The 23,612-nt window shown below is 62.8% G+C and carries 13 protein-coding genes; 6 read left to right on the top strand and 7 right to left on the bottom strand.

Annotated features, from left to right (window positions below):
- Positions 1 to 570: 570 nt before the first annotated feature.
- The 3 genes from IG196_RS25215 (at position 571) to IG196_RS25205 (ending at position 11,168) form a co-directional block, all read left to right on the top strand.
- On the top strand, positions 571 to 8,193 hold the full coding sequence (locus IG196_RS25215; RefSeq protein ID WP_192193509.1) for a CHC2 zinc finger domain-containing protein: 7,623 nt from the start codon (positions 571 to 573) through the stop codon (positions 8,191 to 8,193).
- Between the two features lie 1,630 nt (positions 8,194 to 9,823).
- A complete protein-coding gene (locus tag IG196_RS25210; RefSeq protein WP_192193508.1) occupies positions 9,824 to 10,141 on the top strand; it encodes a hypothetical protein in 318 nt (105 codons plus the stop codon).
- 82 nt (positions 10,142 to 10,223) lie between these two features.
- Positions 10,224 to 11,168, top strand: a complete 945-nt coding sequence (locus tag IG196_RS25205; RefSeq protein WP_192193507.1) for a LysR family transcriptional regulator — start codon at positions 10,224 to 10,226, stop codon at positions 11,166 to 11,168.
- 954 nt (positions 11,169 to 12,122) lie between these two features.
- Here the strand turns inward: IG196_RS25205 and IG196_RS25200 are convergent.
- From IG196_RS25200 to IG196_RS25175, 6 genes are all read right to left on the bottom strand, one after another.
- Positions 12,123 to 12,725, bottom strand: a complete 603-nt coding sequence (locus IG196_RS25200) for a glycerol-3-phosphate responsive antiterminator (RefSeq protein WP_192193506.1) — start codon at positions 12,723 to 12,725, stop codon at positions 12,123 to 12,125.
- Between the two features lie 10 nt (positions 12,726 to 12,735).
- Positions 12,736 to 14,286 carry an FAD-binding oxidoreductase gene (locus tag IG196_RS25195; protein WP_192193505.1) on the bottom strand — a complete coding sequence of 517 codons (1,551 nt, stop codon included), beginning with the start codon at positions 14,284 to 14,286 and terminating at the stop codon, positions 12,736 to 12,738.
- Positions 14,287 to 15,963, bottom strand: coding sequence for a glycerol-3-phosphate dehydrogenase/oxidase (locus IG196_RS25190; protein ID WP_192193504.1), 1,677 nt, complete (start codon positions 15,961 to 15,963; stop codon positions 14,287 to 14,289).
- Complete coding sequence (locus IG196_RS25185) at positions 15,960 to 17,504, bottom strand: FGGY family carbohydrate kinase (RefSeq protein WP_192193503.1); 1,545 nt, start codon at positions 17,502 to 17,504, stop codon at positions 15,960 to 15,962. The genes IG196_RS25190 and IG196_RS25185 overlap by 4 nt, the downstream gene beginning before the upstream one ends.
- Complete coding sequence (locus tag IG196_RS25180; RefSeq protein ID WP_095946685.1) at positions 17,504 to 18,964, bottom strand: MFS transporter; 1,461 nt, start codon at positions 18,962 to 18,964, stop codon at positions 17,504 to 17,506. The genes IG196_RS25185 and IG196_RS25180 overlap by 1 nt, the downstream gene beginning before the upstream one ends.
- Before the next feature lie 154 nt (positions 18,965 to 19,118).
- Positions 19,119 to 19,415: a hypothetical protein gene (locus tag IG196_RS25175; RefSeq protein ID WP_192193502.1), complete on the bottom strand. Its 297-nt coding sequence runs from the start codon at positions 19,413 to 19,415 to the stop codon at positions 19,119 to 19,121.
- 60 nt (positions 19,416 to 19,475) lie between these two features.
- Between IG196_RS25175 and IG196_RS25170 the strand changes: the two genes are divergently transcribed.
- On the top strand, positions 19,476 to 19,727 hold the full coding sequence (locus IG196_RS25170; RefSeq protein WP_192193501.1) for a hypothetical protein: 252 nt from the start codon (positions 19,476 to 19,478) through the stop codon (positions 19,725 to 19,727).
- Between the two features lie 340 nt (positions 19,728 to 20,067).
- Here IG196_RS25170 and IG196_RS25165 read toward each other — a convergent pair whose 3' ends face one another.
- A complete protein-coding gene (locus IG196_RS25165) occupies positions 20,068 to 20,361 on the bottom strand; it encodes a hypothetical protein (RefSeq protein ID WP_192193500.1) in 294 nt (97 codons plus the stop codon).
- Positions 20,362 to 20,602: 241 nt separating this feature from the next.
- On the opposite strand from IG196_RS25165, the gene IG196_RS25160 reads away from it, so the two are divergent.
- Positions 20,603 to 21,223 (top strand): hypothetical protein, encoded by a 621-nt coding sequence (locus tag IG196_RS25160; protein WP_192193499.1) that lies wholly within the window; start codon positions 20,603 to 20,605, stop codon positions 21,221 to 21,223.
- A 378-nt stretch (positions 21,224 to 21,601) separates the two neighbouring features.
- Complete coding sequence (locus IG196_RS25155; protein ID WP_192193498.1) at positions 21,602 to 22,810, top strand: DUF3883 domain-containing protein; 1,209 nt, start codon at positions 21,602 to 21,604, stop codon at positions 22,808 to 22,810.
- Positions 22,811 to 23,612 lie beyond the last annotated feature (802 nt).

The raw sequence follows: 23,612 nt of genomic DNA, 5'->3' as shown, positions 1-23,612 counted from the left end.
GGGCGATGAAGGCCAATTGGTGACCTGCTCAGACCTTTCCTAAAACCCGGCAGGCGACCCTCGAACTCGGGTGTCGGGTTTCGCCCTCAATGCAGACATTGGTGGCTCCGAGGCGACGACGGCAATCGCTGCGTAGCCGCCCTTCAGGTGTGCCCGCTCCAGACTGAACTGCATCACTCAGCGCCGATGGTGAAAAGGCCGCTGTCGCGGAAACCGGTCAGCTGACAGTCGTTGCTACAGGCGCACGCTTTACTTCCCAAAGGCGACGCTCGAGGATGAACGGTGCTGAATCGTCGGCAGACGACCGCTTCGGCGCGTTGACCGGCTCTCGCCTCGACAGCGCCCCCGCGGCCTCGCTCGTCTCTTGCTGCCTCTACGTCCCTTCCTCCTCTCTGCTTCCTCCTCTCGACGCTGCATTGCCCTATGCTTGTGGATCGCCTGCAAAGGCCAGGACGTTGGCGGTCGCGGGTTATCTGATGGCGCGCACAACTCTCGACTGGCGCTGTGGGCGGATCCAGGAATGCGTCTGCTAATCTGTCCCTAACAAATCGAATGACAAAGGAGGGGACGATGGACGGTCGTTACGACGTTGGTGATTTACTCTCCAAGATTCCGCTGGAAGACGCTATGCAACGCTTGGGCATGGCGACCGAGCGGCGCGGCGCCACCACCCAAGCTCTGTGTCCGTTTCACCAAGACACCAGACCGTCGTTGAATCTGTACCCGGCCGACGGTGCAGCCGCTGCGCACTACCATTGCTTTGCATGCGGAGCCCATGGCAGCGCCATTGATTTGGTCAAGAAAGTCCTGGGCTTGGAATTCTTGCCGGCGGTGCAATGGCTAGCTCTGCAGTTCGGCATCAAGGCGCCGAGTCGGCAGTCCAGGCAGCGGGCCGCCAATGCCGCCGCCAGCGAAACAGCACTGAAGTTTGCCCTGCGCATCTACGATGAGCAGCACGATGACCTGCGATTCACGGCCTGGTGCGCCGAGCGTGACTTCGACCGAAAATTCCTATATGGGCAAGGTCTGCGCTGCATTACGAGTGGTGTTTTGGTGGGGACTTTGCAGTCCAAGAGCATCGGTGAGCGTGCTGAACTGACCGATGGTCTGCAGACTCTGGGCTTGATCAAGCGTTTGCATCCGGTATCTGCGCCAGTGCAGGGCAAGCTGAATCTGCATGACCAGTTCCAAGACAGCTTTCATGACGGCCGCGTGGTCATTCCCATTCGCGGTGGCACGGCCAAGCAGCCTGAGTTGCTTGGCTTTGCAGGCCGCGCCTTGCAGGGCGTGCCGCCCGAGGGTGTGGCCAAGTACTTGCTCACCTCCGGCTTTGAAAAGGCCAAGGTTCTGTTCAATGAACCCGCAGCTTTCAATGCGGTCAAGCTGGCCCTAAAAGCCCACCTGCCGGCTAAGCTGTACTTGGTGGAGGGCTTTCTGGATGCCTTGCGCCTGCAATTCCTTGGCCTGCCTGCCGTAGCGCTGATGGGCACCAGCTTGGGCAAAGAGCCTATGGAGCGGCTGAAGAAGCTGGCAGAAGAGTCGGATTCCAGTGCTGAGCTGGCGTACATCCTGTTTCTTGACAATGATCCGGCCGGGTTTGGGGGCACGGATCGGCTGGTGCGCCGCTTGCTAGATCTGCGCGGCGTCAACTTGCGCTGGGTGGGCATGCCCTGGCGCAGCACGCCAGCCTTGGGAAAAGACCCTGATACGTGCTTGCGTGGTCTTCGCACGGCAGAGCAAGCCACCGCCTGGCTGCAGCCCTTCGACTTGCCAGCTGAGGCCGTGTTGTTGGCACAGGCTCTGGGCGGCCAAGATGTTTCAGATCTGCGGCCCGAGCGATTTGACCACTTGGTGCCGACCGTACGTGAGCGAGCCTTGTTCCGGGTCGGCATGGCGCTCAGGCGCCTCTACGGGGCCCGCCCAGCCGAGGTTGCAGCGACACGTTTGAAGGCCTGCGATTGGGGTTGGGCCCAGCAACTGCAAGCCGAGTTGGCAGTGACCAAAATCAGCCACAGTGCGTTGCCAGCACGTGGCCTGTACCTCGAAGCAAAGCTTCCGCGTGTGGCGCTGGCCCGCAGTCTGGCCTACCACGGCGCGCGCCGGGGCGAGTTGCCCTGCGATGAAGAGGCTTGGCAGACCCTGGGCGGAAATGCCCGCCTGTTTGACCAGATTGCCTTGGATCGTCTGAAGGCCATGATGGGCGGTGCCCGCTCTTGGAAACAGGCTGCACCCTTTGACGCGGTGCACCTTCCACGCAAGCTCACGGCCGATCCGAAGGTACTGGACGACCCGCGCCGCAAGGTGATGCCGCACCCTGCCGACCTGCATGTGCAGCAGATGGTGCTCAATGAACTGCTCAGCCAGCGTCATGACCGGCCAAGCTCTGCAGGCCAGGCCTTTTCAGACTGCATCCCCGCCGTGCGCTGGTATGCCTCGCGCCGAGAAGTGCTGGTGACGAGCTTGAGTGCACCGCTCAATGAACTTGACGATGAATTGGATCTGCCCAAGACCCTGAGCTTTGGCTACCAGATCGACATGGACGTTTTGGAGGGCGACCAGACTCCGTCTGACCAAGGCATGTTCCGCCCATTTGGGCAGTGCTGGCGTGAGTTCATGGCCAGCCTTGCCAAGCAGTGCCATGCCATCGGTCCCCGCGTACATGTACTGCGGCTGGATGCCAAGCGCTATTACGACTCGATCCAGCGTTTTGTCGTGCGCGATGCGCTGTTGACACCGCTGAACCAAGCCTTGGCCGCGCATGGCGTGCCCGAGGGTTTGGGGCGCATCTTCGGCTTGCCAGAAACCAGCGTAACCGCTTGGGACGCCGCATTAGAGGCCAGACTGGAGAGCTTGCTGGTCGGGCTGATCTTTCACCACGAATACCGTGATCCCGACGCCGAGGGTAAACCTCAGCGCAGCAGCGAGTTCGTTGGCATTCCACAAGGGCCGGTACTGTCGGCTTACATTGGCACTATTGCGCTGTTTCCAGTGGACGAGGCGGCGCGCGACTTTATCCACCGCACAGCCGAGAAAGGTCCTGACAACGCTTGGCGCCCGCGCGCGGGCTATGCGCGCTATGTAGACGACATCGTGCTGTTTGCCGACAGCGAAGATTTGCTCAAGCAACTGCGTGAACTGCTGCAAGCCAAGGCCGCCGAGCGTTCTATCGACCTGATTCACAAAGGCGAGCGTGTGCGCGCCGGCTCGCCCCAACAGGTGGTGCGCCAGCTCAACGACGGGCGTGGCCTGGCACCATCTGTGCCTGCCTGGGAGCCCCCCCTTGTGGGGGATGGCGAGACTGACTACAGCCTGGGCGGCGAACTGCCTGAAGTGGATCGCCAGTGCGCCTTGCAGATGCTGCGGCGTGTGGCGCTGATGCATGAGCCCCGCGAGATTGCTGCACAGGTCAAGGCTGTCTTGGGTGCGCCCGATCTGCGCGCGGGTGACCTGGGCCTCTGTGCACGCTGGCTGTGGTGGCAGGTGGCCGCCACAGTCGGCAGCGTGGCGACGCCAGAGAGCTTGTGGGAGCGCTTCTGGGAGTTGTGGAACGAGGTCTGCGGTGAGCATCCCTGGGCCAGCGCGTTTGCGCAGCGTGGCTACCACTGGTTGTTTGCCGTGGAAGGTCTGGACAAGTTGCTCGATAACCATCCCTGGCAGGAGATCGGCAAGTTTCTGACCGAGCGAGAGGGGGATCGCAAGCTGCGCCTGGGCCTAGCCCATCAGGTCTGCGAGCCGGCATTCATAGCCCAGGTAAAGCCAGCGACTAACAACGATCACGTGCTGCGACGTGCACGGATGGTGGTGCGCAAGGCCCATCGCCTGTTGGGCAACTCAGACGCCACGTTGGCGCTGCCACCGCAGCAAGACGGCCCGCTGACAGCCATCGAGTGGCTGTGCCTGGCCGGCCCCATTCTGGCGCAGCAAGACACCGACCATCATCCCTTGAACGCACTGCGGGAACGACGACCCAAGAGATCGAGCAATGATGGCTTGTTGCTCGCGCATGAGGTCATTGATCAACTGGCACAGCCCAACGATGAGGGCAGTGCCCTATTGCCGAACGATAACGCTCCGGACCTCGGTCTGGCGATTGACTTCGTCATCAACAGTTCGCCATCGAAGAGCCGACTTGCCACCCTGGCGAGCTGGTTCCCAGGTCTGCTTTCAGAGCCCGGCCTTAACAAGCAACTGATCCCTCACCTGCCGACTGTCAGCGAGACCGCCTCATCGCTGTTTGCAATCGATGCTGACACTAGCGCCGATGGGCGCTTTCTCTATCGATACTCGTTGCGAGCATCAGATTCCCCGCCATCAGCACCTGGGATCCAGCAACGATTTGTCCAGGTGGCTATGCATGCCGAGCCGCCTTACCCAGCCGACGAAACGACCGTGCGCTTTGTCGAAGTGGAATCGGTAGCACAAAGGCTTGTTGTGGCGAAGAGCGCCGAGCCGAGACCGTGGATTGAACTGGCCCTCCCTGCAATCGGCACGCAAGATGCCCAAGTGCCCATCACACACCGGGCGGTGCGCTTCTACCATGCGCTATTAACCATGCACCAGAAGACTGTAGATGGCGGGCGCAGACTGGCCTACGTGCCCTTCCGGCCCCAGTTGTTCCAGCAAGTCCGAGGCGACGAGACGACGCTCTACCTGCTGGCTGAGCGCGTTGAGAGCGACCAGTTGGGCGTTAACGCCTGGTACCACGACCTGGACGGCCGCGTGCAATCGGTGACGGTACCCTTCGCGGGGGCGGAGCTGTGGCGGGTGGGTTGGGCAGTGGCGGATGTGCTGGGTGTGGCCGCTGACATGGGCGGCGAGACCGGTGAGCGCGACGAGCAGCTTGATGAGCGCAAGACACCGGGCGACGAAGCAGGCAGCACAGAAGCCATCGAAGCCCAAGCCAAGCAGGAAATCGAGGCGTATGTGCTGCGCCAGCAATTGCGCAAACTGCAGGGCAGCTATCTGTCATCGTCCAAGATTGATTCAATGGGTAAGACTGAGGCCGACCTGCCGCGCACGGTGAAGCGGGCGCTGGCCTCGCTGCAAAAATTCCCGGCGTACCAGGGCTTGGAAGCCCAAGTGCGACATTTGCTTGAGGTGGAGGCCGAAAGCCGCGCCATGGTCCTGCGCCTTGAACATGGCAGCGGAGATGACATGCGGCATGTGTTGCACCGAGTGTTTCCCGAGGCTTTGAACAGGTTGCCGCTGTGGGTGCTGCAGGGCCTGCCACTGCAACCACGCACTGGCCAGGCCGCGCCGGTTCGCCCAGAGTTAGGCCTGATGCTTGCGCTGTACCAAGTGCTGTACCCCGCCACGCATGTCGCCCACGATGGCAATGATGCGTCCTTGCGCGTGGCACTGGCGCTGACCGCCGTCGGCATTGGGTTGCGGGGCAGTGTGGCCGCGCTTTGGGGCTATGCACAGGCGTCGGGCGCCGCCCGCATGCCCGAACGCCTGAATCTGCCACCGCGTTGGGACATGGCCGACATGGAGCGCCTGGACCCGCAGGGAGACTACAGCGCAATACGAAAGCGGCTGCTGGATGGCGATTGGCCCGCGCTCTGCAAGGCCAGCCCTTGGCAGTGGATGCTGGCCCTGATCGGCTTGCTGGATGTCGGCTTGCCGCAGGCATTTGAGCTCCAGGACCTGATGTCCGTGTACCAAGCCCTGGCACAGTGGCAGACCGCGCCAGCCGATGGGATCCGTGAAGAGGAACGTGCTGAGGAACGGGAGGCGATTTGGCCCTTTGATGCCTTACCCACTTTCCCGCTGCAGCACTGGGACGAGGTAATGGCCGCTTTGCCCAAGGCGCTGTGCGCACTTGACGCCTTGCGCGGCATGCGCGTGGTTAACGTGGAAGGCCAAAAGTTTGGCCGCCATCCGCACACTGACGACTTCACCGACGCCAGCGGCGCAAGCTGGCAAATGAGCACGCCTCAATTTACTAGCTTGTTTGCCAATACCTTGTCGCAGCGATCCGTTGGCCGCCGCAAGCTGACGCTGTGGTCAGAGACACGCAGCAGCAGCGTTGACGATGAGTTGCTGGCGGTGCACACGTTGGATCACAAGCTTGGCCGGTGGTTCAGCGTTGAGGATTTTGCGCCCGGAGTGCCGCAGGCCGCGCGGCGACCACATCACGGCGTGCCCGGCGACGCCTCTGTTCAGCGGGCCATGACGGCCGAGGCAGACGAAGCACTGCCCGCGATCCCCTCGCCTGGCAAAGTGGGTGAATCGGCGCAGCGCGACCAAGCTGTTGAGCGTTCCGAGCCATCCGCACCAGCGGCCGCTACTACTTCTGGTGCGGAGCGGGTTGATCGTTTGGAAGAGTGGCAAAGAGACTCGTGGAGCAAGCGCTTCGGAACTGGCAGAAGCATTGAAGACGAGGATCTGACCGCCCATGGGCATCTGCGTGTCGCGCTGTTCCAGTGGCGGGTGGATGACAGCTACAGCCACCCCATCGCGGAGGTCGGACTTCGTGGCGTTCCCTTTGCCCCAGCGGCGCAGAAGGAGTTGCAGGCGCATCTTGACGGCGATTTCAAGGCCGTGGACAGGGCCGCTAAGCGCGGTGCGGAGTTCCATTGGAAGGACGACCGAGAGGTCCTCTCCTGGCCCGAGCATCGACGCCGTGTCCTGCTGGGTCAGGCCTTGCGCGCCTGCCGCGAACTGAAGGTGCAGCTCCTAGTGCTGCCGGAGGTGTCGGTTCGGCCAGACACGGTGAAATGGTTGAAGGATGAGTTGCTTCACCACCCAGGCTTGGCCGTGTTGGCTGGCACCTTCCGTCAGTTCGAGGCAGCGAGCAATCACACGGAGCACCTGAAAGAAAAACTGACCCTTCTGTGGCAGCCAGCCAAGGCCGAAGCCGACGCCTTTGGCTTGCAAGGCGATGACCGGGTCATGCAGTTTCAGCGCGACAAAAAATACCGCGCCGTGGCGGCGCACGAGTTGTTTTGCCCAAGCAGCAAAGTACTGGCACCCCTGTATCAAGAGGATGAGGTGCTGGAGCAATTGCGTGGTACACCGGGTCGCACATGGACGATGGACCAGCTAAAGGCGCTAATGCAGGCTCTCATCCACGGCCCGCAAAAGCTGCGTTACTGCATGGAGCTGATCTGCTCCGAGCTGTTCCTGCTTACCAGCCCGGCCAACCGCCGCCCCCTGCTGCAAGACCTGGCCAAGGTGTTACGGCAGTTCGGCGTAAATGCAACCGATGCTGCGGAACTCGTCAATCGTGACCTCCAGGCGTTGGGCGAGTTATTGACCGTCACCCAGGCCAACCGGGAGCGGCGATCGGTGCTGTTGGTGCCGGCGTGCACAAGCCGAAGCAACGACTATTGGCATGCCGGCCAAGCCAGCGTGCTGGCCTCGGGAACGGCCTCGGTGTTCTGCAATGCCGTCATCAAGGGGCTGAGTGTGGGCGGCAGTTGCTTCATTGGCTGCGACTCGGTGCAGACGCCGAAGGAACACCCGGGGATCGTGCGCCTGCCCACGCCCTACCACGGCTGGCACCACGGCATCCTCCAGCCGTCGTGCCAGGGGGCGCTGTCTGAGGCGGACCAGGCCCTGGTTGTGGTGGATTTGGACCCGGTTCACTTGGTGAGTGGCAAGCCGCGCCCGCAGTTGTTGCCCGAGACTGTGTCCATGGTGGCCTATTTGCCCATCGTGGAAGTTTTGCGCAAAGAAGACAACGCGCGGGCGCTCGTGGCCGCCTTGCGAAATCAACTTAAGGGCGAAGAAGGTTGCCAAACCCTGGAGCGCCTGCTGACCGCAAAAGCGTTTCCGGCGCCCTGCGAGGCACTGCACAACCGCGAGCTCTTTGACAAGGCTCTGGCCGAATTGCTCAGTGCCAAGAGGGGTGGTAGTTTGAGGGCTGAGTCAGGTGGCCCAGCGCTGGACGCGTTTGCTGGCTTCTTTAGTGACCCGGCGTCCGTTCGCCAGCGCATCATGGCCTGCTTGCAAGATCATCACCAGCAACCCGCGCCACTGACCAAGGCCGATGGCCTGGACTTGATGCCAGCGTGGTTGGACTTCTTGGTGGCTGATCTGACATGGAAGCAGCCTGACGATGAGCGACTTGATGACGAACAGGCTCGTCACAACCAGCCGGCGATCCGGGTGCCGCCTTGGCAGCATGTGCTGGGTCACCTCGATGGAAGCGAGGGCGGTACTAGGGGCGGTGATTCAACCACTGCATGAATTAGCGCCTCCCCTGCACTGCAGGCACCGAACAGCAGCGGGGTGAGTAGGCCGACGTTTCATCAGTCCCAAGGCTGTACAGGTCGTCTCCAGGGTCGACCGCTGCACTAGCCGCCGCGCGACGGCTCCAGATCAGGCTGCGTCCTGAGCAGCAGACTGCCAAGCGGGCCCATGTCCGATGCACCTCCGATAGCCGACCAAACCAATACTCAACACGGTACCTCAGCATCATTCTGATCTTGTACACGCCTGCCTCGGCCAAGCGGCCATTGAAGAGTGACAGCGGTCGGCATCGAGGCGTTTCCCTGAGCAATTTCTTTCTTCCCCTTGCCTCTACCAGCGCCGAACCGCTGTCGAAGGCCAGTGTGCGCGGCGCAAGTGAAGCCAAAGTGAAGTCTGTGCAGGAGTCCCGTGAAACGATACCTGTCGTCCTGCAAAAAGCCACCCTCGGCTGGACAAAGCATGCGCCCGCATGCAGTAAGGCGTGCTTGGCGCCATGCCCTCCTTCCGATCAATGGTCGTAGGGTGCTCTGGCACCGTTGTTGCCGCAAGCTGTGCAAGCACTCATCGGCAGCGTGGGGCGGTCCCGTTTGTGCGCCAAAAGCTAACCCTCTTAAATGCCCCGTTAGCAGGAGCTGAGTACCGGGGATGAGGGATGCACCTAGCTTTCAACGGCTGGATGGCGACTGGACATTCCTGTACTTCGTGTCCAAGGCTGCGGAAGGCGGTGGCTTTGTCGGCGCAGTGGAGATGCGCCAGATGCATGCCGTCTACTGCAGACTTGTTTCCCAATCATCAATGAGTAGCGACGAAGCCATCATCGACCGTTTGGAGGGGCACTGTCGTGAGTGGTTGGGCAGACCGGCTGTCTCGGCCCCGTGCGGAGGACGCGCGCCGGTTGTAGGTTTGCGCGCACTTTAACTGTGCTGGACCTGTTTAACCCCAGTACCGTCCTCGGCGAACTTGTTCTGAATGTTGCTATCGACGTCCATTGCGAGCCTTACAAGGGCGACTCCGAGCAGTTCCTTGACAACTTGGGCGGCCGCATCGACGCAGGCCTCTTGTCTGGCGTGGCGCTTGCACTCATCCAAGGTGGGCGGCGGTTCTACATTAGCCATGCTGACCGCAAAGCGCGCTGGGACAGCTTCTCAACGTCCCCACGCTGGGTGAGCTGCTCGGCATTCGAGCTTCATCTTCAACTGGTACTACAAGCGCGAGCCGAACCGTTGGCAGGCTGCCGAGTCCGCCCTGCGCATGGAGCTGATGCGGCGCGCCGCCCGGCCCGTTGTGAGCGAGTCCTGCCGGGCCTCGCGAGAGGACGCGCTGTGAGCGTGCGGCGCTACTTCCCCCATCTGGGCGGCTCGCTCATTCTGGCCAGCGTTGGGCTGGCGGCCTTCCTCGGAAAATGGGAATCAGACCAGCATAATGCGGGCCTCGTCTACGCGGACAAGCTCGCCGGCGGCATCCCCACGATCTGCAAGGGCCTGACCCGTCACGTCACGTCACGTCGACGCCGATCATCGTGGGCCAGCGCGGGAGCCCGGAGAAGTGCGCGCGTGAAGAAGAGGCAGCCATCGTGCGGGTGTAGCTGCAGCTCGCGCAGTGCTTCAAGCGCCTGCCACCGCAGGACGTGTTCGACGCCGGCAGCAGCCACGCCTGGAACTTAGGCGCGCCACCCATCTGCAGCAGCGGTGCGATGGCGGCGTGGAATCGCGGCGAGTGGGCACGCGGCTGTCAGCGCCTGAGCCGCGGCGACGATGGCAAGCTCGTGTGGAGTTTCACCAGTCGCGTGGACCCGAAGACCGGGGTGAAGGGCTACACCCTCGTGCAGGGTTGGCCAACCGGCGGGCAGACGAGACGCGGCACTGCTTCGCAGGGCCCGCGTGAACTCAAGCATCTGAACGATGTGTTCGCGCTGGGCGTGGCGGTAGAGTCCGGCATGGTGTAGCCTGCATCGCATTTATCGGCACGGGGAGCTTGCCACTTCTTCTCGCAAGGAGTGAGCTGTACTTGTGGCGAGGTATTTAGCCATGAAGCCATCATCAGCGGTTCTGTACGGTCGACTTATGACTGGTGGCCGTGTTCGTCACCTGCAGGCGTTCAATGCTGTTGCGGAACTAGGCAGCGCCAAGCGCGCCGGCGAAGCGATTGGAGTGTCGCAGCCAGCGGTGACGAGTCTGATCGCCGATCTTGAGGAGTTGCTCGAGTGTGAACTCTTTCAACGTCACGCGCGCGGCATGCGGATGACAGAAACTGCGCAGGAATTGCGCCCCTTCGTGCGGCGTGCTTTGGCATCGCTAGAAAGAGGAACGGATTTCCTCGCCTACCGGCATTCAAGCGCCAATAGCATCGTGCGCGTCGGCGCCATCCACGGCGCTATTTGTGGCCTTCTGGTGCGGGCATTGCCTCCTTTTGCGCAAATGAGACCCGATGTGACCATCGAGATTCACGAAGCCCGCTTGCCACGGACTGCTTCAATGATCCTCAAGCAGGAAATTGACCTCATGCTGTGTCGTGAACCAGAGGTGCGGCCGGAGGGGTGGGGGTTCTCTGAGCTGATGCCTGACCGGCTCGTCGTGGTTACTGGGCCAAAGCACCCGTTGCTATCCAGGGGGGCCATGGGTTTTTCAGACCTGTTTGATGAAACCTGGCTGCTATTGCACTCCTCGACTTCGGCTCGTCATGTGTTCGACAAACTCATGGAGCATCACGGAATCAGTCCCAAATACCGAAGTATTGAAGCGCTCTCGACCCCCATCGCAGTGGCACAGCTCCGTAGTGAGCGGATCGTGATGCTTGCGCCATTTAGCGTCTTTCGCCAGTTGGTGGAGTTTGGGTTGCTGGCTGTACTCGACGTGGTTGATATCCCGCCGCTACAACCGGTGGGCGTGTTGAGCCCGAAGGACGGCGATTTGAGCGAGACGGTCCTTGATTTCAAGAACTTTCTCTCCCGCTACGCGCAGCAACACCCATGACGCTTCGCGTCTCAGCAGTTCCGGGGCGAGACGTAGTCGGAAAATGGTTGGAGGACGCTAAAAAAAGAACCCGCCGAAGCGGGTTAAGAAGGGAGGGTGCCCACCGCTTGCGCGGCTGCAGCGATGTTGTACGCCCGCGGGTCACCTCCCGAACGTAGGCACATGCGCAAACTGCAGCGTCCGCGGAGATAACTCACATTTGTGAAATCTTTGTGCTTACTTTTTATGCTGACAGAGACGCCCGCGTAGGTTCGTGATTGAGATTGGGCGAGTAGATATTCAATCTGATGAGATGCGCGCAGAACGTGGCCAAGTTCACAAAGCTTCTGATTTCTGCCGTGGCCCTTTGTGTTTTCGAGTTGATACTTTTCACCTAGATTTCTCACATGGGGCAGTGCTCCGAAGCTCCTATGGACAAAGCTCAAATTTCATTGCCCCAAGTAGCAGTGTTCTCGTACGACTTCGTTTTGCCTATTCCCATCGAAGGTTCCACACATCGGCGCTTGGAAGTCATCGGGGTGTTTCGAATCTTGCCTGTAGGTCTGGTCGACCGGTGGGTCATAGACGCAAATGGCAGGCCACGCGTGGACAGAGATCTTGCAGCTGAAGTCTTGGTCGGATTTCGTCGAGCTTGCGCAACCGGTGGGCTGACATCGCCGATGCACGTCGAGATGGATCAAGTTCTCGCATCTGCCCGTGCCACGGCGGCCATCGTGTCCGCTTTCTTGGCTGGGCATCCCAGGAGGAATGTGCGAGCCGGACGGGTGCGTAGCCGTGCAAAGACCCAATGGGCCTGGGGTGGCGAGAGCGGATCGACAGTTCCGCGCTCGCTTACGACAGAACTGGTGGCCTGATCCAGAACCCTTGGAAACGTGAGTCAATGGAGTTTTCGCACAGCCTACGCCGTCAGACGCCGCGCTTCCTGCTGGCGAGGCCGAGGCTCAGGACACCTGGCTAGCGCGGGCGCAGTTCGTCGACGTTGAGCGGCTTGATGTCGAGACTCCACATGGCAGCGTCGCTCGTCGACACCGCCACCGCACCGGCCGCCAGTGCGCTGCGCACGTCGTTGGGGGTGACGACGAAGCCGGAAGCCACGATCGGCGGAAGTGCGTTGCGCTCCTTGGCGGAGATGTGCGGGAGCATGGGCGCGGGCATCAGCTGAACAAGGTTCGGATCGCTCTGCTCCAGCGCCTTCACGCTGCGCGGCCAGGTCGAGCGGTCGGTCACGAACACCTTCTGCATCGTGAGAAGACCCGCCCGGTTGGCACGCTGGATGGTAGCCACGCGGGTCGACACCAGGCTGGTCGCGCCGATCTCGGCCAGGTATTCCACGCCCCCCTTGTCCGGCGAGATGCCTTCGCAGCTGTCGATGTTGACGATGGCGATCTTGTCGGCCCGGGTGATGGTCGCCACCACGGCGTGCAGCTTGCGCAACTCCACGTTCGCCACGATGGCGATTTCGGTGGTGCTGTCGATGAAGGCGTCGATCTGCTCCGCCCCGTAGAGCGTCGCGATGATCGGGTGCCGCGCAAGTCGCGCGCCGAGGGAGCGGTCCATTCGGTGAAACTCAGTCTTCGGTCTGGGGCAGCTTGTCGTTCAGGCCGAGCTTGCCCGGGTTCAGGATGTTCTTCGGGTCGAGTGTGCGCTTGATCGCCTCGAGAACGGGGAAGGCACTGCCCAGAGAATCGGCCATGTACGGCGCACGCAGCAGCCCGACGCCATGGTGGTGGCTCAGCGCGGCATTGTGGCGCACCAGCACCGCATTCGCGGCGTCCCAGGCCTGGCGGTACCAACGCGCGCGGTGCTCCACCTCCACCTCGCCGCGCAGCGAGAAATAGAGGCAGGCGCCGTCCACGTAGGCGTGCGACTGGTGGGCTGAGCCCGCGAGCGTGCCGGGCACCGCATTGATGGCCGCCACCACCTCGTCGTAGATGGCGGGCAGGTCGCTCCAGCGGCCGCTCATCTCCAGCGTGTCGGCCACGAAGCCGGGGCTGCGCTTGAAACCCTCGGCGCTCTTGCCAGTGAGGTAGCGCGTGTCGAGCCAGCGCTCGAAGATGACCGGGCCGTCGAGTTGCCGGCCGAGCTCCTTGCAGACGCGTTCGCTGATGGTCATGACCGCGTCCACCATTTCGGGCGCGCCTTCGTCGGCGATCAGCAGCACGTGCGTGTCGGCCAGCTCGAACTGCACCTTGCTTTCGAGCGCGTCGTAGAGTCGCAGCGCCGCCGGGTTCGCGCCGCGCTGCATGATCTCGCGACAGGCTTCCAGGCCGGTGGCGAAGCTGTCGAAACCGTAGGCGATTGCGCGGCCGTAGTCGGGCAGGCGGTGCAGCTTCAGCCGCACGCGCACGATCACGCCGAGCGTGCCTTCGGAGCCGATGAAAAGCTGCTGCAGATCGGAGCCCACCGCTGCGCGCGAATAGCCGCCTACGGTAATCAGGCTGCCGTCGGCCAGCACCACGTCCATGCCGAACACCATGTCCTCGATCTTTCCGTAGCGCGTCGAGAGCTGGCCCGCACCGCGGCAGGCGACCCAGCCGCCGACGGTGCTGATGCCGAAGGACGAGGGCCAGTGACCCATGGTCATCCTGTGCTCGCGCTGGATGGTCTCTTCGAACACATCGCCGAACATGCCGGCCTCGACTTCGACGATCTGGCTGTCGGCGTCGAAGCCGATCAGCTTGTTGAGCTCGCACACGTCGAGCACGATGCCGCCGCGCACCGGCAGCGCCGCGCCGGTCACGTTACTGCGGCCCGCGGAGACGGTGACCGGAATCGATGCGGCGTTCGCGATGCGCATCACGGCCTGGATCTGCTCGACGGTCGAGGCACGCACGATCACGGCCTGCGGCGTCGCGGGCTTGCCTCCGGTTTCGCTCACCATCGAGCCGGCCCACCAGTCGCGCGTCCATTCGACGACGCTGCCGGTGTCGGTCAGCACTTCGTCGGCGACCTTGCGCAGCGCATCGATGTGGCCGGCGGCCATCGTGACCGGGGCGCGTTGCAGGCCGGGCGGGCCGTCGGTGGCCGTGATGGTCTTGGCGTAGGCCGGCGGCGTGTGGGCGCCGACGACGTAGTTACGGCGGTTGTAGCCGCGTTGGATGGCGTCTTTGCTGATCATTTACTTCACTCCCATCAGGATGGATTTTTCATGCTCGATCGCGGCGCGGTAGCTGGCTACCTGCTGCGCCGTTTCCGAAGTGGACAGGCCGAGTTCGACCTGCAGGATTTCGCCGACCCGTGCCGCCGCGCGGCCCGAGGCGTCGCGCGCCATGAGGCGTGCGCGGATGCGCCGCGACAACACGTCGTCCACGGTGCAGGCGAGTTCGTGGCGCGCCGCGTAGACGACCTCGGCCTCGCTGTACGGCAGGCCTTCGACGATCGGCTTCAGCAGGCCGGGTTCGGCCTGGAGGATGTCGCTGACAAAGCGTGCCTCGGTGCCGTAGCGCTCACCCAGGTGCGCCGAGATGCCGCCCGAAGCGGTGATCGCCTGTGCGTCGTAGCCGGCCGCGCCCAGCAGGAAGGCCGACTTGGTCTTGCAGCCGCTGCGCTTGCCGAGCACCTTCTGCGCGGCGTCGATGGTCTGCTCGGCCATGTGGCGAGAGGTCGTGAGCTTGCCGCCCACGATTGTCAGCAGGCCGTCGGGCGCGGTGCGTATTTCGTGATTGCGCTTGATCTCCAGCGTCTTGCCGCCCGGCGGCGCCACCAGCGGGCGGCAGCCGGCGATGCTGCCGACCACGTCCTCGGCCTGCAGATCGGTCTTCAGCGCGGAGCGCGCGCCGTCGAGCAGAAAGTCGAGTTCCTCGCGGGTGCAGCACACGTCGTCGAGGTTGCCTTCGTAGTCTTCGTCGGTGGTGCCGAGGTAGGAGACGTTGCCCCAGCGCGTGATGGTCGCGCGCCGGTTGCGGCCCGGCACCGGGATCGTCACGGTGCAGTCGTTGCGGATTTTCAACCACGGAATGGCGACATGCACGCCCTTGGCGGGGCGCACGTTCAGCGTCTTCTCGTCGTTTTTCTTGCGGCCGTCCCAGTCGCGTAACCACACGCCGGTCGCCATGACGACGACGCCGGCGCGCGCGCGGATCTCCTGGCCGCCGGTCTGGATGATGGCGCCGTCGACCTTGCCGTGCGCGTTGCGCGTGATCTCGATGGCCTTCGCGTGGTTGACGACCGCCGCACCATGGAAGGCGGCGGTGCGTGCGATGTTGAGCGTGAGCCGCGCGTCGTCGACACGCGCGTCGAAGTACATGAAGCCGCCGGTCAGGTGCTCCTCGCGAAAGGTCGGGCAATGCGACAGCACCTCGGCCTTGGTCAGCTTCTGGTGCAAGATGCCCTCGCGCCAGCCGCCCGCGATGTCGTAGGTCCAGAGCAGGCCTTCGAAGGCCTTGGCCAGGCGCTTGTCGAACACGCCCTCGCGCTCCATCACCGGAAACAGAAAGGGCAGGCGTTGCACGAGGTGCCGGGCGTTGCGGCGCAGGCGCTGGCGCTCCAGCAGCGAATGGCGCACCAGGCCGAGGTTGCCCTGCTCGATGTAGCGCAGGCCGCCGTGCACCATCTTCGACGACTTGGACGACGTGCCGAAGGCGAAGTCGTCCTTTTCCACCAACGCTACGCGGTAGCCGCGCAGGCTGGCATCGAGCGCCGCATAGGCGCCGGTGACGCCGCCGCCGACGATCAGCATGTCGAACTGCTCGTCGGCCAGGCGCGTGAGCTGTTCCTGCCGGTTCAGTCGCAGCGGTTCGGTGGTTGTCATCTCGGCCCGGTCTTTGCCGGGCCGCAGGGATGGCAGAACCATCATGAGGGAATGTCTCCTGTTGAAGCGTGATTGAAGTTGCGCGTGTGTGCGAGTTCCGATGCAACGCGGGCGTGCCAGAGGGCGCGCCTCGCGTTGCGTTCATCGGCGCCGACCTGGGGCTCGAACACCGCGTCGGTGACCAGCGTGGTGCGGGCTTCCTGCAGCGAGTCCCACAGGAGGCCGGACGATCCGGCGAGGAAGGCGATGCCGCGCAGGCTGGCCCGGTCGGTTTCCTTCGTGCGCCGTACCGGCATGCCCGTGAGGTCGGCCTGGATCTGCAGCAGCGCCGAGCTTCCCGAAAGACCGCCGCCGACGACGAGTTCGCTGACGCGCCCGCCCGACACTTCCTCGTTCGCCTGGATGCATGAAGCCACCGAATGCGCGATGCCCTCGAGGATCGCGCGGGCCACTTCGGCGCGCGTGGTCGCCATCGAAATGCCGGTGAGCGATGCGCGCGCGGCGGGCTCCATGGCGGGCACGCGCAGACCGGTCAGCGCAGGAATGAAGGTGACGTCGCGCGAGGAGCCGGCGGTGGCCGCCAGCGCGCTGATCTGCGCCGCGTTGTCGAACCACTGCAGCTTCTCGCAAACCCAGTTCAGGGCGGAGCCGGTCGTCGCCACGAAGGTCTCGACGGCGAAGTGCGAGACGCCGTGCGCGCGGCGCGCCGTCATCGTGAGGGTGCCGTCGTGCAGGCCCGCGTTGGCGGGCTGCACCGGGCCGGTGATCACGTCGACGAAGCTGCCAGTGCCATGCACGCACATGGCCTGCTCGCGGTCGAGGCAGCCCAGGCCGATGGCGCCCGCATGCTGGTCGCCCGCGCAGGCCAGGATGGGGACGTCGATGCCGAGCAGTTCGGCGCGGGTGTTGCCGAACCGGTCGGCGTCCTCGCGCAATTCGGGCAGCAGTTCGCGCGGAAAGCCGAGGGCGTCGATCCAGTCGAGGTGGTAGTGATGGCCGGCCAGCACGTAGGCGCTGCCGGAGGTCACGTTGGTCGGCGTGGTCACGCAGACGCGCTGGTCCGAGAGGTGCCACAGTAGCCAGCTGTCGATGGTTCCGAAGGCGAGGCGGCGTTCGTCGAATGCGCGGGCGACGGCGGGTGTTTCGCGCAGATGGTGCGCGGCCCAGAGATAGGGTGAACGCACGCCGACCGGCCGGCCCATCTGGCGGACCAGGAGCGCATCCCATTCGGGCGCGAGCCTGTTCAGCTCGTCGACGTAGCGCGTGTCCTGCCACACCATCGCGGGCACCAGCGCCTGGCCGGTGCGCGTGTCCCAGAGCACTGCCGAGCAGCGTTGCGTGGCGATGGCGAGCGCGACGATGCGCAGGTTTTCGTTGCTGGCACGAGCGATGGCCGCGCGGCAGACGGCCAGCGTCTTGTCGAGGATCGCATTCGCATCCTGCTCGACCACGCCGGGGCGCGGAGTGTCGACCTGCAGCGGCGCGTATTCGAGGCACGAGACATGCCCGTCGCGGCCGACGACGGCCGCCCGGGTTCCCGAGGTGCCCTCGTCGATGGAGAGGATCACATCCTGAGCGATGGTCATCAGTTCATTTTTCCCACGGCTGGACGCAGCGACTCGACGGTCGGGTGCACGTCGTCCTTGAATTGCGGCGCATCGGCCTCGTTGTCCGGATTGATGGTGGTGCGCGTCGGATCCCAGCGGATCACGAAGCAGATCACGCTGGCGATGAGCGGCACGACTGACAGGATCAGGAAGGTGTGCTCGAGCCCGTACTTTTCGCGGAACAGCGGAAACACCAGCAGCCCCAGCGCCGCGCCGATGGAGCCCAGCGCGCCGATGATGCCGTTCGCACCCGCGCGCAGTTCGCTGCGGAACGACAGCGACGACAGGCTCTTGCCGTTCGCGCCGGGGCCGCCCGAATGGAAGAGGATGAACAGCGAAGGCACGGTCACGGCCAGCCACAGCGGCATGTGTCCGTGGAACAGGCCGAGCGTCAGCAGCATCACGAACACCATCGCGAAACCGAAGGCCGAGGCGCGGCGCAGGCCGAGCTTGCGGCCGATCCAGGGCGAGAGGAAGCCGCCGAAGATGCCGAACACGTTGAAGGCCAGCGCGCCGATGGTGGCCTGTGCGAAGTCCTTGCCGAACAGGGTCGCGCTGATCAGCGGCAAGTACCAGCCCACGGCGAAGTACTGGATCGACTGGCCGATCTGCACGGTCGCCGCGAGGATCGTGCGCTGCAGGTACACGCCCCGAAAGATCAGCAGCACGTTGGCCGCGCCGCGGCGGGCCTGGTTGAGTACCGGCAGGCGTTCGTTCCTTGGTGCGGCGGCAAAGGGCTGGCCATAGATGCGGCTCATGGCGCGTGCCGCGTCGTCGAGTCGTTCCTTGCGGGCGAGCCAAATCGGGCTTTCGACTAGCAGCGCGAGTTGCAGTACCAGGATCGTGACGCCGAAGACAGCAGTGGCGGCCACCGAGTAACGCCAGATCGAGTCACCCACTTCCCACGAATAGAACAGCAGCGCCAGCAGCAGGTTGGTGCAGACCGCGGCGTACCACATGCCCTGCCAGGTGTTGAGCCGGCTCTTGAGCTTGGCCGGCGTGAATTCGGCGAGCACCGCCATCGCGATGGCGAAGTCGATGCCGTAGGCCGCACCGACGAAGAAGCGCCCGACCAGAATCATCTCGAAGCTGGGCGCGAAGACCACCAGCACGGCGCCGATCACGGCGAGCAGCTTGGCCAGGACGAGCGGGCGTATGCGGCCCCAGCGATCCGCCATCCAGCCGCCGATCGGGTTGAACGCGATGGCGACCCACGAGGCCATCGAGGTCATCAGCGCGACCTGCCCTGCGGTGAGGGAGAGGTTGCGCGTCATGGGCCCGAGGCCCGCGCTCAGTGCGGAGTTGGAGAAGGCGTCGAGGAACAATCCGCCGAGTGCGAGCCACCAGATGACGGCAGCCCGGCCGACGATGCCCTGGCGTGAATCCAGGTAGGCGATGACATCGTCGATGCCGCGGATCTTGATCGCGTTGGGTTGCACAGTTGTCTCCATTGGAATAATCCGCAAGAAGACGATGCAAACCATGCAGGCGCGACAAAGCCATCTCACAGATGGTCTTTAAATCTGAACCTGCACGCAAATTTTAAGGGCGACCTTTTTGGCAGGTCAATCGAATCGCGCGCAGTGTTAACCACTAGACGCCCGTTGACTTGTCGTCGGACTCTGTCCGGCACAGCGCGCTGTCCGCCGCGCCCTCGCAGTGGTCGTGGAGTTGGTCCCTGAACTCGTGCCGCCATGCTTCTTTATCGGACAAGGTTTCCCCGGCGATCATCACGGTGCGCTGCTGCGTCTTGGGCAGCGCGCAGATGCGCTCGACGTGTTGCATCAAATTGGGCGCCGGTCTGCGCTTGCGCGCCGCCGTCTGTGGCTCGCCGATCATCTCCTCGACACTCACCCCCAGCGTGGGCGCTAACAACGGCAGCGCCGACACCAGAACGCGCCGCTGGTTGGCAGATCCACGCCCCGCGATTCGCATGGTCTAACGGGCGCAATGCACCACTACCTCGAAGCCCTGGTGGGGCATCCGAGCCAGGTCAGCCGTACCGTGCTCGAGCGCTACCAGCGCTGGCAGCACCACTACCGCAAGAAGGAAGGCCACTGTCCATCGCCGGGCAGCGCTGCAAGCTGCCCTTGCGCGGCTTCTCTAAATGGCTCACGCGCGTTGGAGAAATCCCGGCGAACCCGGCGGCCGACCTGGAGCTGCAAGAAGCTGCGCCGCCTGCGCGTGCAGCGACGCTATTGATTGCGCTTGACCCACCCCGCACAACCAACCAACGGCAATGGGGTGTTCTCGTGACTTTGGCTGTCGCAAGTTGAGATGTGAGACCGGACCAACCACCGATAAAACGGTGTTTACGTGCCTGTGGTTAGCCATGGCAGGGCCTCACGGAACATTACGACGGCGCGAAATTGGGAGCGCGTGACCAACAACCGGTTGTGGCCGACTGTAGCCGTACAGGCTGTCGGCCCGAATCGCCAGAAAGGCCATTAGTTCACGATCTCGACTCCTGCTTCGCTTGCTTAGCTCTTAGTCAGTGCAGACGTCTACACAGTGCGCCAATGAACCGATTGGCGTGGCCAGATCAATCCTTTGCGGTAGCAGGCACTGGAGACGGCGGCTTCGCAAAAGGACGTCTCGCAGGCATCGAAACCATTTTTCTCAACGGGTCATACGAAACCACGGTGAAGCATTGCTCCACGTCGGGAATATTCAGTTCGAATCTTTGCTCAGACTCAGGCTGATAGGAACAGGTCCAACCGGTAATTGCCGGATTCGGATTGCTCGACACGAGCTTCGCGGCCTCGAAGTCCCGAGCTTCTGCAACGCCTGACATCAAGACGAGAGCTATGACCCCCAAGGGGCAACGTTTTTTCATGTTGTAGTTCCTCCCGATCCCATTCTTTTCTACTCAGTAGTCTGCCTGGCATTTGACTGACGACCCGCCCGGGTGGCGTGACGTTTGTCACGGCAAACGTCCTGCCCGGCGCCGCGCCAGCCATAGCTCTCCCAGTTCCGTGTGCCAACATCGGTCCATGACGGCATCCGAGATCGATGGAGAGTGGCACCGACACTACCGAGAGTACGTAGATGAAGGCCGCGCAAGGGTGGCCCACATCATGCCGCTGCTGCGAGGGCGCCGATCACTCTGGCACCGCACCGACCTCAAGGGCTTACGAGCCATCGTGGCGGACGGCGCAATCAAACCGAACGACGGTTCGCTTCCGTCGTCCTACGAGACCTCCATCGATATTGGTCACGCGGGCTATCGGCTTGGCGGGGTGTGCCTTTTCGATTTCGATACTGCGCCGCTCGACGATGTGCACTGGGCCGCTCAGCACTGGCACCAGTTCCTGTCTTGCTTTCACCCGGCGACAGTCGTCTTAGAACTGAATCGGCAGAATCTTGCTGCTGGCGCGCTGATTGAGCAAGACGGGCCCAGCTGGAAGCCGCCACCCCATCAACCGCCAGGTAGCCGCAGTCCGCACTACCCGCGCTGGATACCGCATGTGGAGGCTTGGTACAAAGGGCCCATCCAACTCGGCGCAGTGTCCAGGATCTTGGTATTTCGTGCCTTCTCAGGCGACAAGTACGAAGAGGTGGGAGCCGTCGACAACGCCGTCACCACAGTCGAAAGGTTGGCCGCGGAATGGGCGGCCGATGACGAGAAAACGAGTTCAGGCCATATGCACGGGTTGAGAGCTGCGATGCTTGCAGCGCACCGGAGGCACTTCGGTTAGCGGGCCGATCTATTCATGGTGGGCCGCATTGGGGGGTCTTTGAGGGGGTTCTCGATACTCGCGCGGCCGCGTAGCTTCGACCCACACATTTCAGCGCTCCCTAGACCCGCTTCGTGTGGGTTCATCTTGATCGAAGGTCGGGTCCGGAGAAAAACGTACAGCCGGTTAGGGCCCACTGCGGAAGTCAAAGTCGGCAAATGACTCGGCGCAAAGCCGTCATCCAACGTTCGAGTGTGCGGATGACCTCTGTCTACCGATGCTCCGAAACCCTAGCTCGAGCCTGTAAGGGGAAGCTTGAGGCGCGCTCTCGCATGAGTGCGTCAGAATCACGCAGGCGCACAGACGTATCGTCGACGCCTTCACAAGGGAGAGATGAAAATGAAGGCAGGTACGTTGAAGTCGCTCGCGGAGGACGCGAAGAAATTCAATCGAATCTACGACGGGCAGTGGGAGGACGAGGCCGACATGCAGCGCGGCGAGTTCCTGAAGCGCTTTCCGGTCAAGTCGCTGTCATCGTTAACACTTGGCAACTACGCCATCGGGCAGAACAAGGGTAGGACGTTCTGCCACTGGGCGGAGCCCGGCACCGACAAGTGGGCGCGCATCACAGGTGCAACGGCCAGCAAGTTTGGCGTTTATTTCGGTTTCGCCGGCAAGGGTACCGAGGAGCGCTACCGTTACACGAAGAAGTTCGCGGGCGACTTGCCGCTTGAGGGCGCACAAACAAAAGTCTTTCGTAACGTTCACACCCGGCTCCTGAGTCTGGTCGAGCGAGGTCGTGCGCTTGATTTCCATTCAGTTGACTTGAACCCGCTGTCGCAGATGCTGAAGGCGAAGGTGCTCAGCCTCTACTTCGACGATCTGTACTTGCCCATCTGCAGCGACGACATCCTTCGTGATGTAGCACAGGACCTCAACTTCGACAGCATTTCGCCGAGCGAGATTCAGCACCAGGCGCTTCTCCTCAAGCAAAAGTCGCCCGTCTTTCGCGATTGGAGCAACCTCAAGCTGACCGACTTCCTTTTGAGGAGGGTGTCGGGTGAGTTGGCGGGGGCTGGTCCACCTCCGTCCAAAGCGCCGCCTAAGAAGCCAAGGGTTCCCAATCTCGACTTCGAGCCGGACTTCGAAGAGATGGCGAGGAAGGCTCGGGAAAAGGGGGAGAAGAGCGAACGCTTCGCACTGGAGCGTGAAGAGTCGAGGCTGAGGTCGCGCGGACTGACGGCCCTCATTCCGAAGATTCAGGACCGAACGAAGAAGCCGCGGTATGGCTACGATTTCGAGTCGTTCTCGAGCCTAAAGCAGCCTCGCTACATTGAGGTCAAGACTTTCACTGCTTCCCGGTTCTTCGTGTCGGCCAACGAGTTGCGTATCGCGCAGGACGAAGAGAAGGGCAAGCGTTACTTCTTCTACCTCGTTACATATGACAGGGCTGGGGAGCCCGACAACTGTCTGATCTACCGAGCTGATGAGGTGCTTGGCTGGTGCGACCTCAAGCCGCAGAACTTCATGGTCGTAGCTCCGAAGGGCTTCGAGAAGCACCTGAACCGCGAGGCACCGCGCGGCATGTCTGAGGAGACCGACAGATGACTAGCCGAGCCCAGTCAAGGCGTCGACGGGTGCCTTCGCCGGTGCATTGCACGTCTACAAAGCAGCCGGACACGGGTGTCCGGAAATGGCCGCATTGTGCCTGTCGCGACTGCACCGACGAGGCGCCGACCGCACAGCATCACGTCTCCGGTGTCGGACGTCAATCACGGTGTCTGGATAGCTGTGTCCATACCTAAAGCAAAGATTTTCACGACAGCGCTCGCGTGAAACCATTCGCCCGATTTAAGGCGCAGTTCGCCGGCGCCGAAGACAAGGAGGGTGCCGTCAGGGAACACCGGGCTCGGCTTGTTGTGAAAGGCTTGTGACTGTCGAGAATACCGATGATGTTGACCGCATCGTGGATGCGAAGCGCGTCAAAGTTCACGATCCCTGGCAATCTCGAATGCCTCCGTGTAGTTCATCGTGAAGCCCGCCACGTTCTGATGTCAGACCGTGCGCCTTTGTTGGGAATTCTCCCGCGAGGGTTGCCGGTCGAAACAAACTCAAGGAGATGAAAAAATGAAAATCCGTCCCGCGATGTCTCGTGTTCTGGCCATCACGGCCATGGCCTTCGCCATTGCGCCTGTGATGGCGCAAGGAGTGGCTCCTGCGGCAAAGGCAGATATGCCTCCTATCTCCGGCAATGTGCAAATGCCGGCCGGGCAACAAAATCAGACCGGCGGCCCCATGGGCGAAACTGGTACGACGCTGCAGTCGGGAACGCCCGCTGGACGTGTGCAACAACCCGTTCGCGTTGCGCCAGCGGCAGAGCCGGTCCGCGTTGTGACGCCGAAGGCTGCGG

Origin of the sequence: Variovorax sp. 38R, from assembly GCF_014843395.1 — a bacterium.
Lineage (GTDB): Bacteria > Pseudomonadota > Gammaproteobacteria > Burkholderiales > Burkholderiaceae_C > Variovorax > Variovorax paradoxus_H.
This window is presented reverse-complemented; position numbering and strand designations above follow the sequence as displayed.

Coding starts and splice junctions, on each gene's coding strand:
- IG196_RS25170 (WP_192193501.1), top strand. CDS start 19,476: ATGCACCACTACCTCGAAGCCCTGGTGGGGCATCCGAGCCAGGTCAGC.
- IG196_RS25205 (WP_192193507.1), top strand. CDS start 10,224: ATGAAGCCATCATCAGCGGTTCTGTACGGTCGACTTATGACTGGTGGC.
- IG196_RS25190 (WP_192193504.1), bottom strand. CDS start 15,963: ATGATGGTTCTGCCATCCCTGCGGCCCGGCAAAGACCGGGCCGAGATG.
- IG196_RS25200 (WP_192193506.1), bottom strand. CDS start 12,725: ATGGACCGCTCCCTCGGCGCGCGACTTGCGCGGCACCCGATCATCGCG.
- IG196_RS25185 (WP_192193503.1), bottom strand. CDS start 17,504: ATGACCATCGCTCAGGATGTGATCCTCTCCATCGACGAGGGCACCTCG.
- IG196_RS25160 (WP_192193499.1), top strand. CDS start 20,603: ATGCCGCTGCTGCGAGGGCGCCGATCACTCTGGCACCGCACCGACCTC.
- IG196_RS25195 (WP_192193505.1), bottom strand. CDS start 14,286: ATGATCAGCAAAGACGCCATCCAACGCGGCTACAACCGCCGTAACTAC.
- IG196_RS25155 (WP_192193498.1), top strand. CDS start 21,602: ATGAAGGCAGGTACGTTGAAGTCGCTCGCGGAGGACGCGAAGAAATTC.
- IG196_RS25215 (WP_192193509.1), top strand. CDS start 571: ATGGACGGTCGTTACGACGTTGGTGATTTACTCTCCAAGATTCCGCTG.
- IG196_RS25165 (WP_192193500.1), bottom strand. CDS start 20,361: ATGAAAAAACGTTGCCCCTTGGGGGTCATAGCTCTCGTCTTGATGTCA.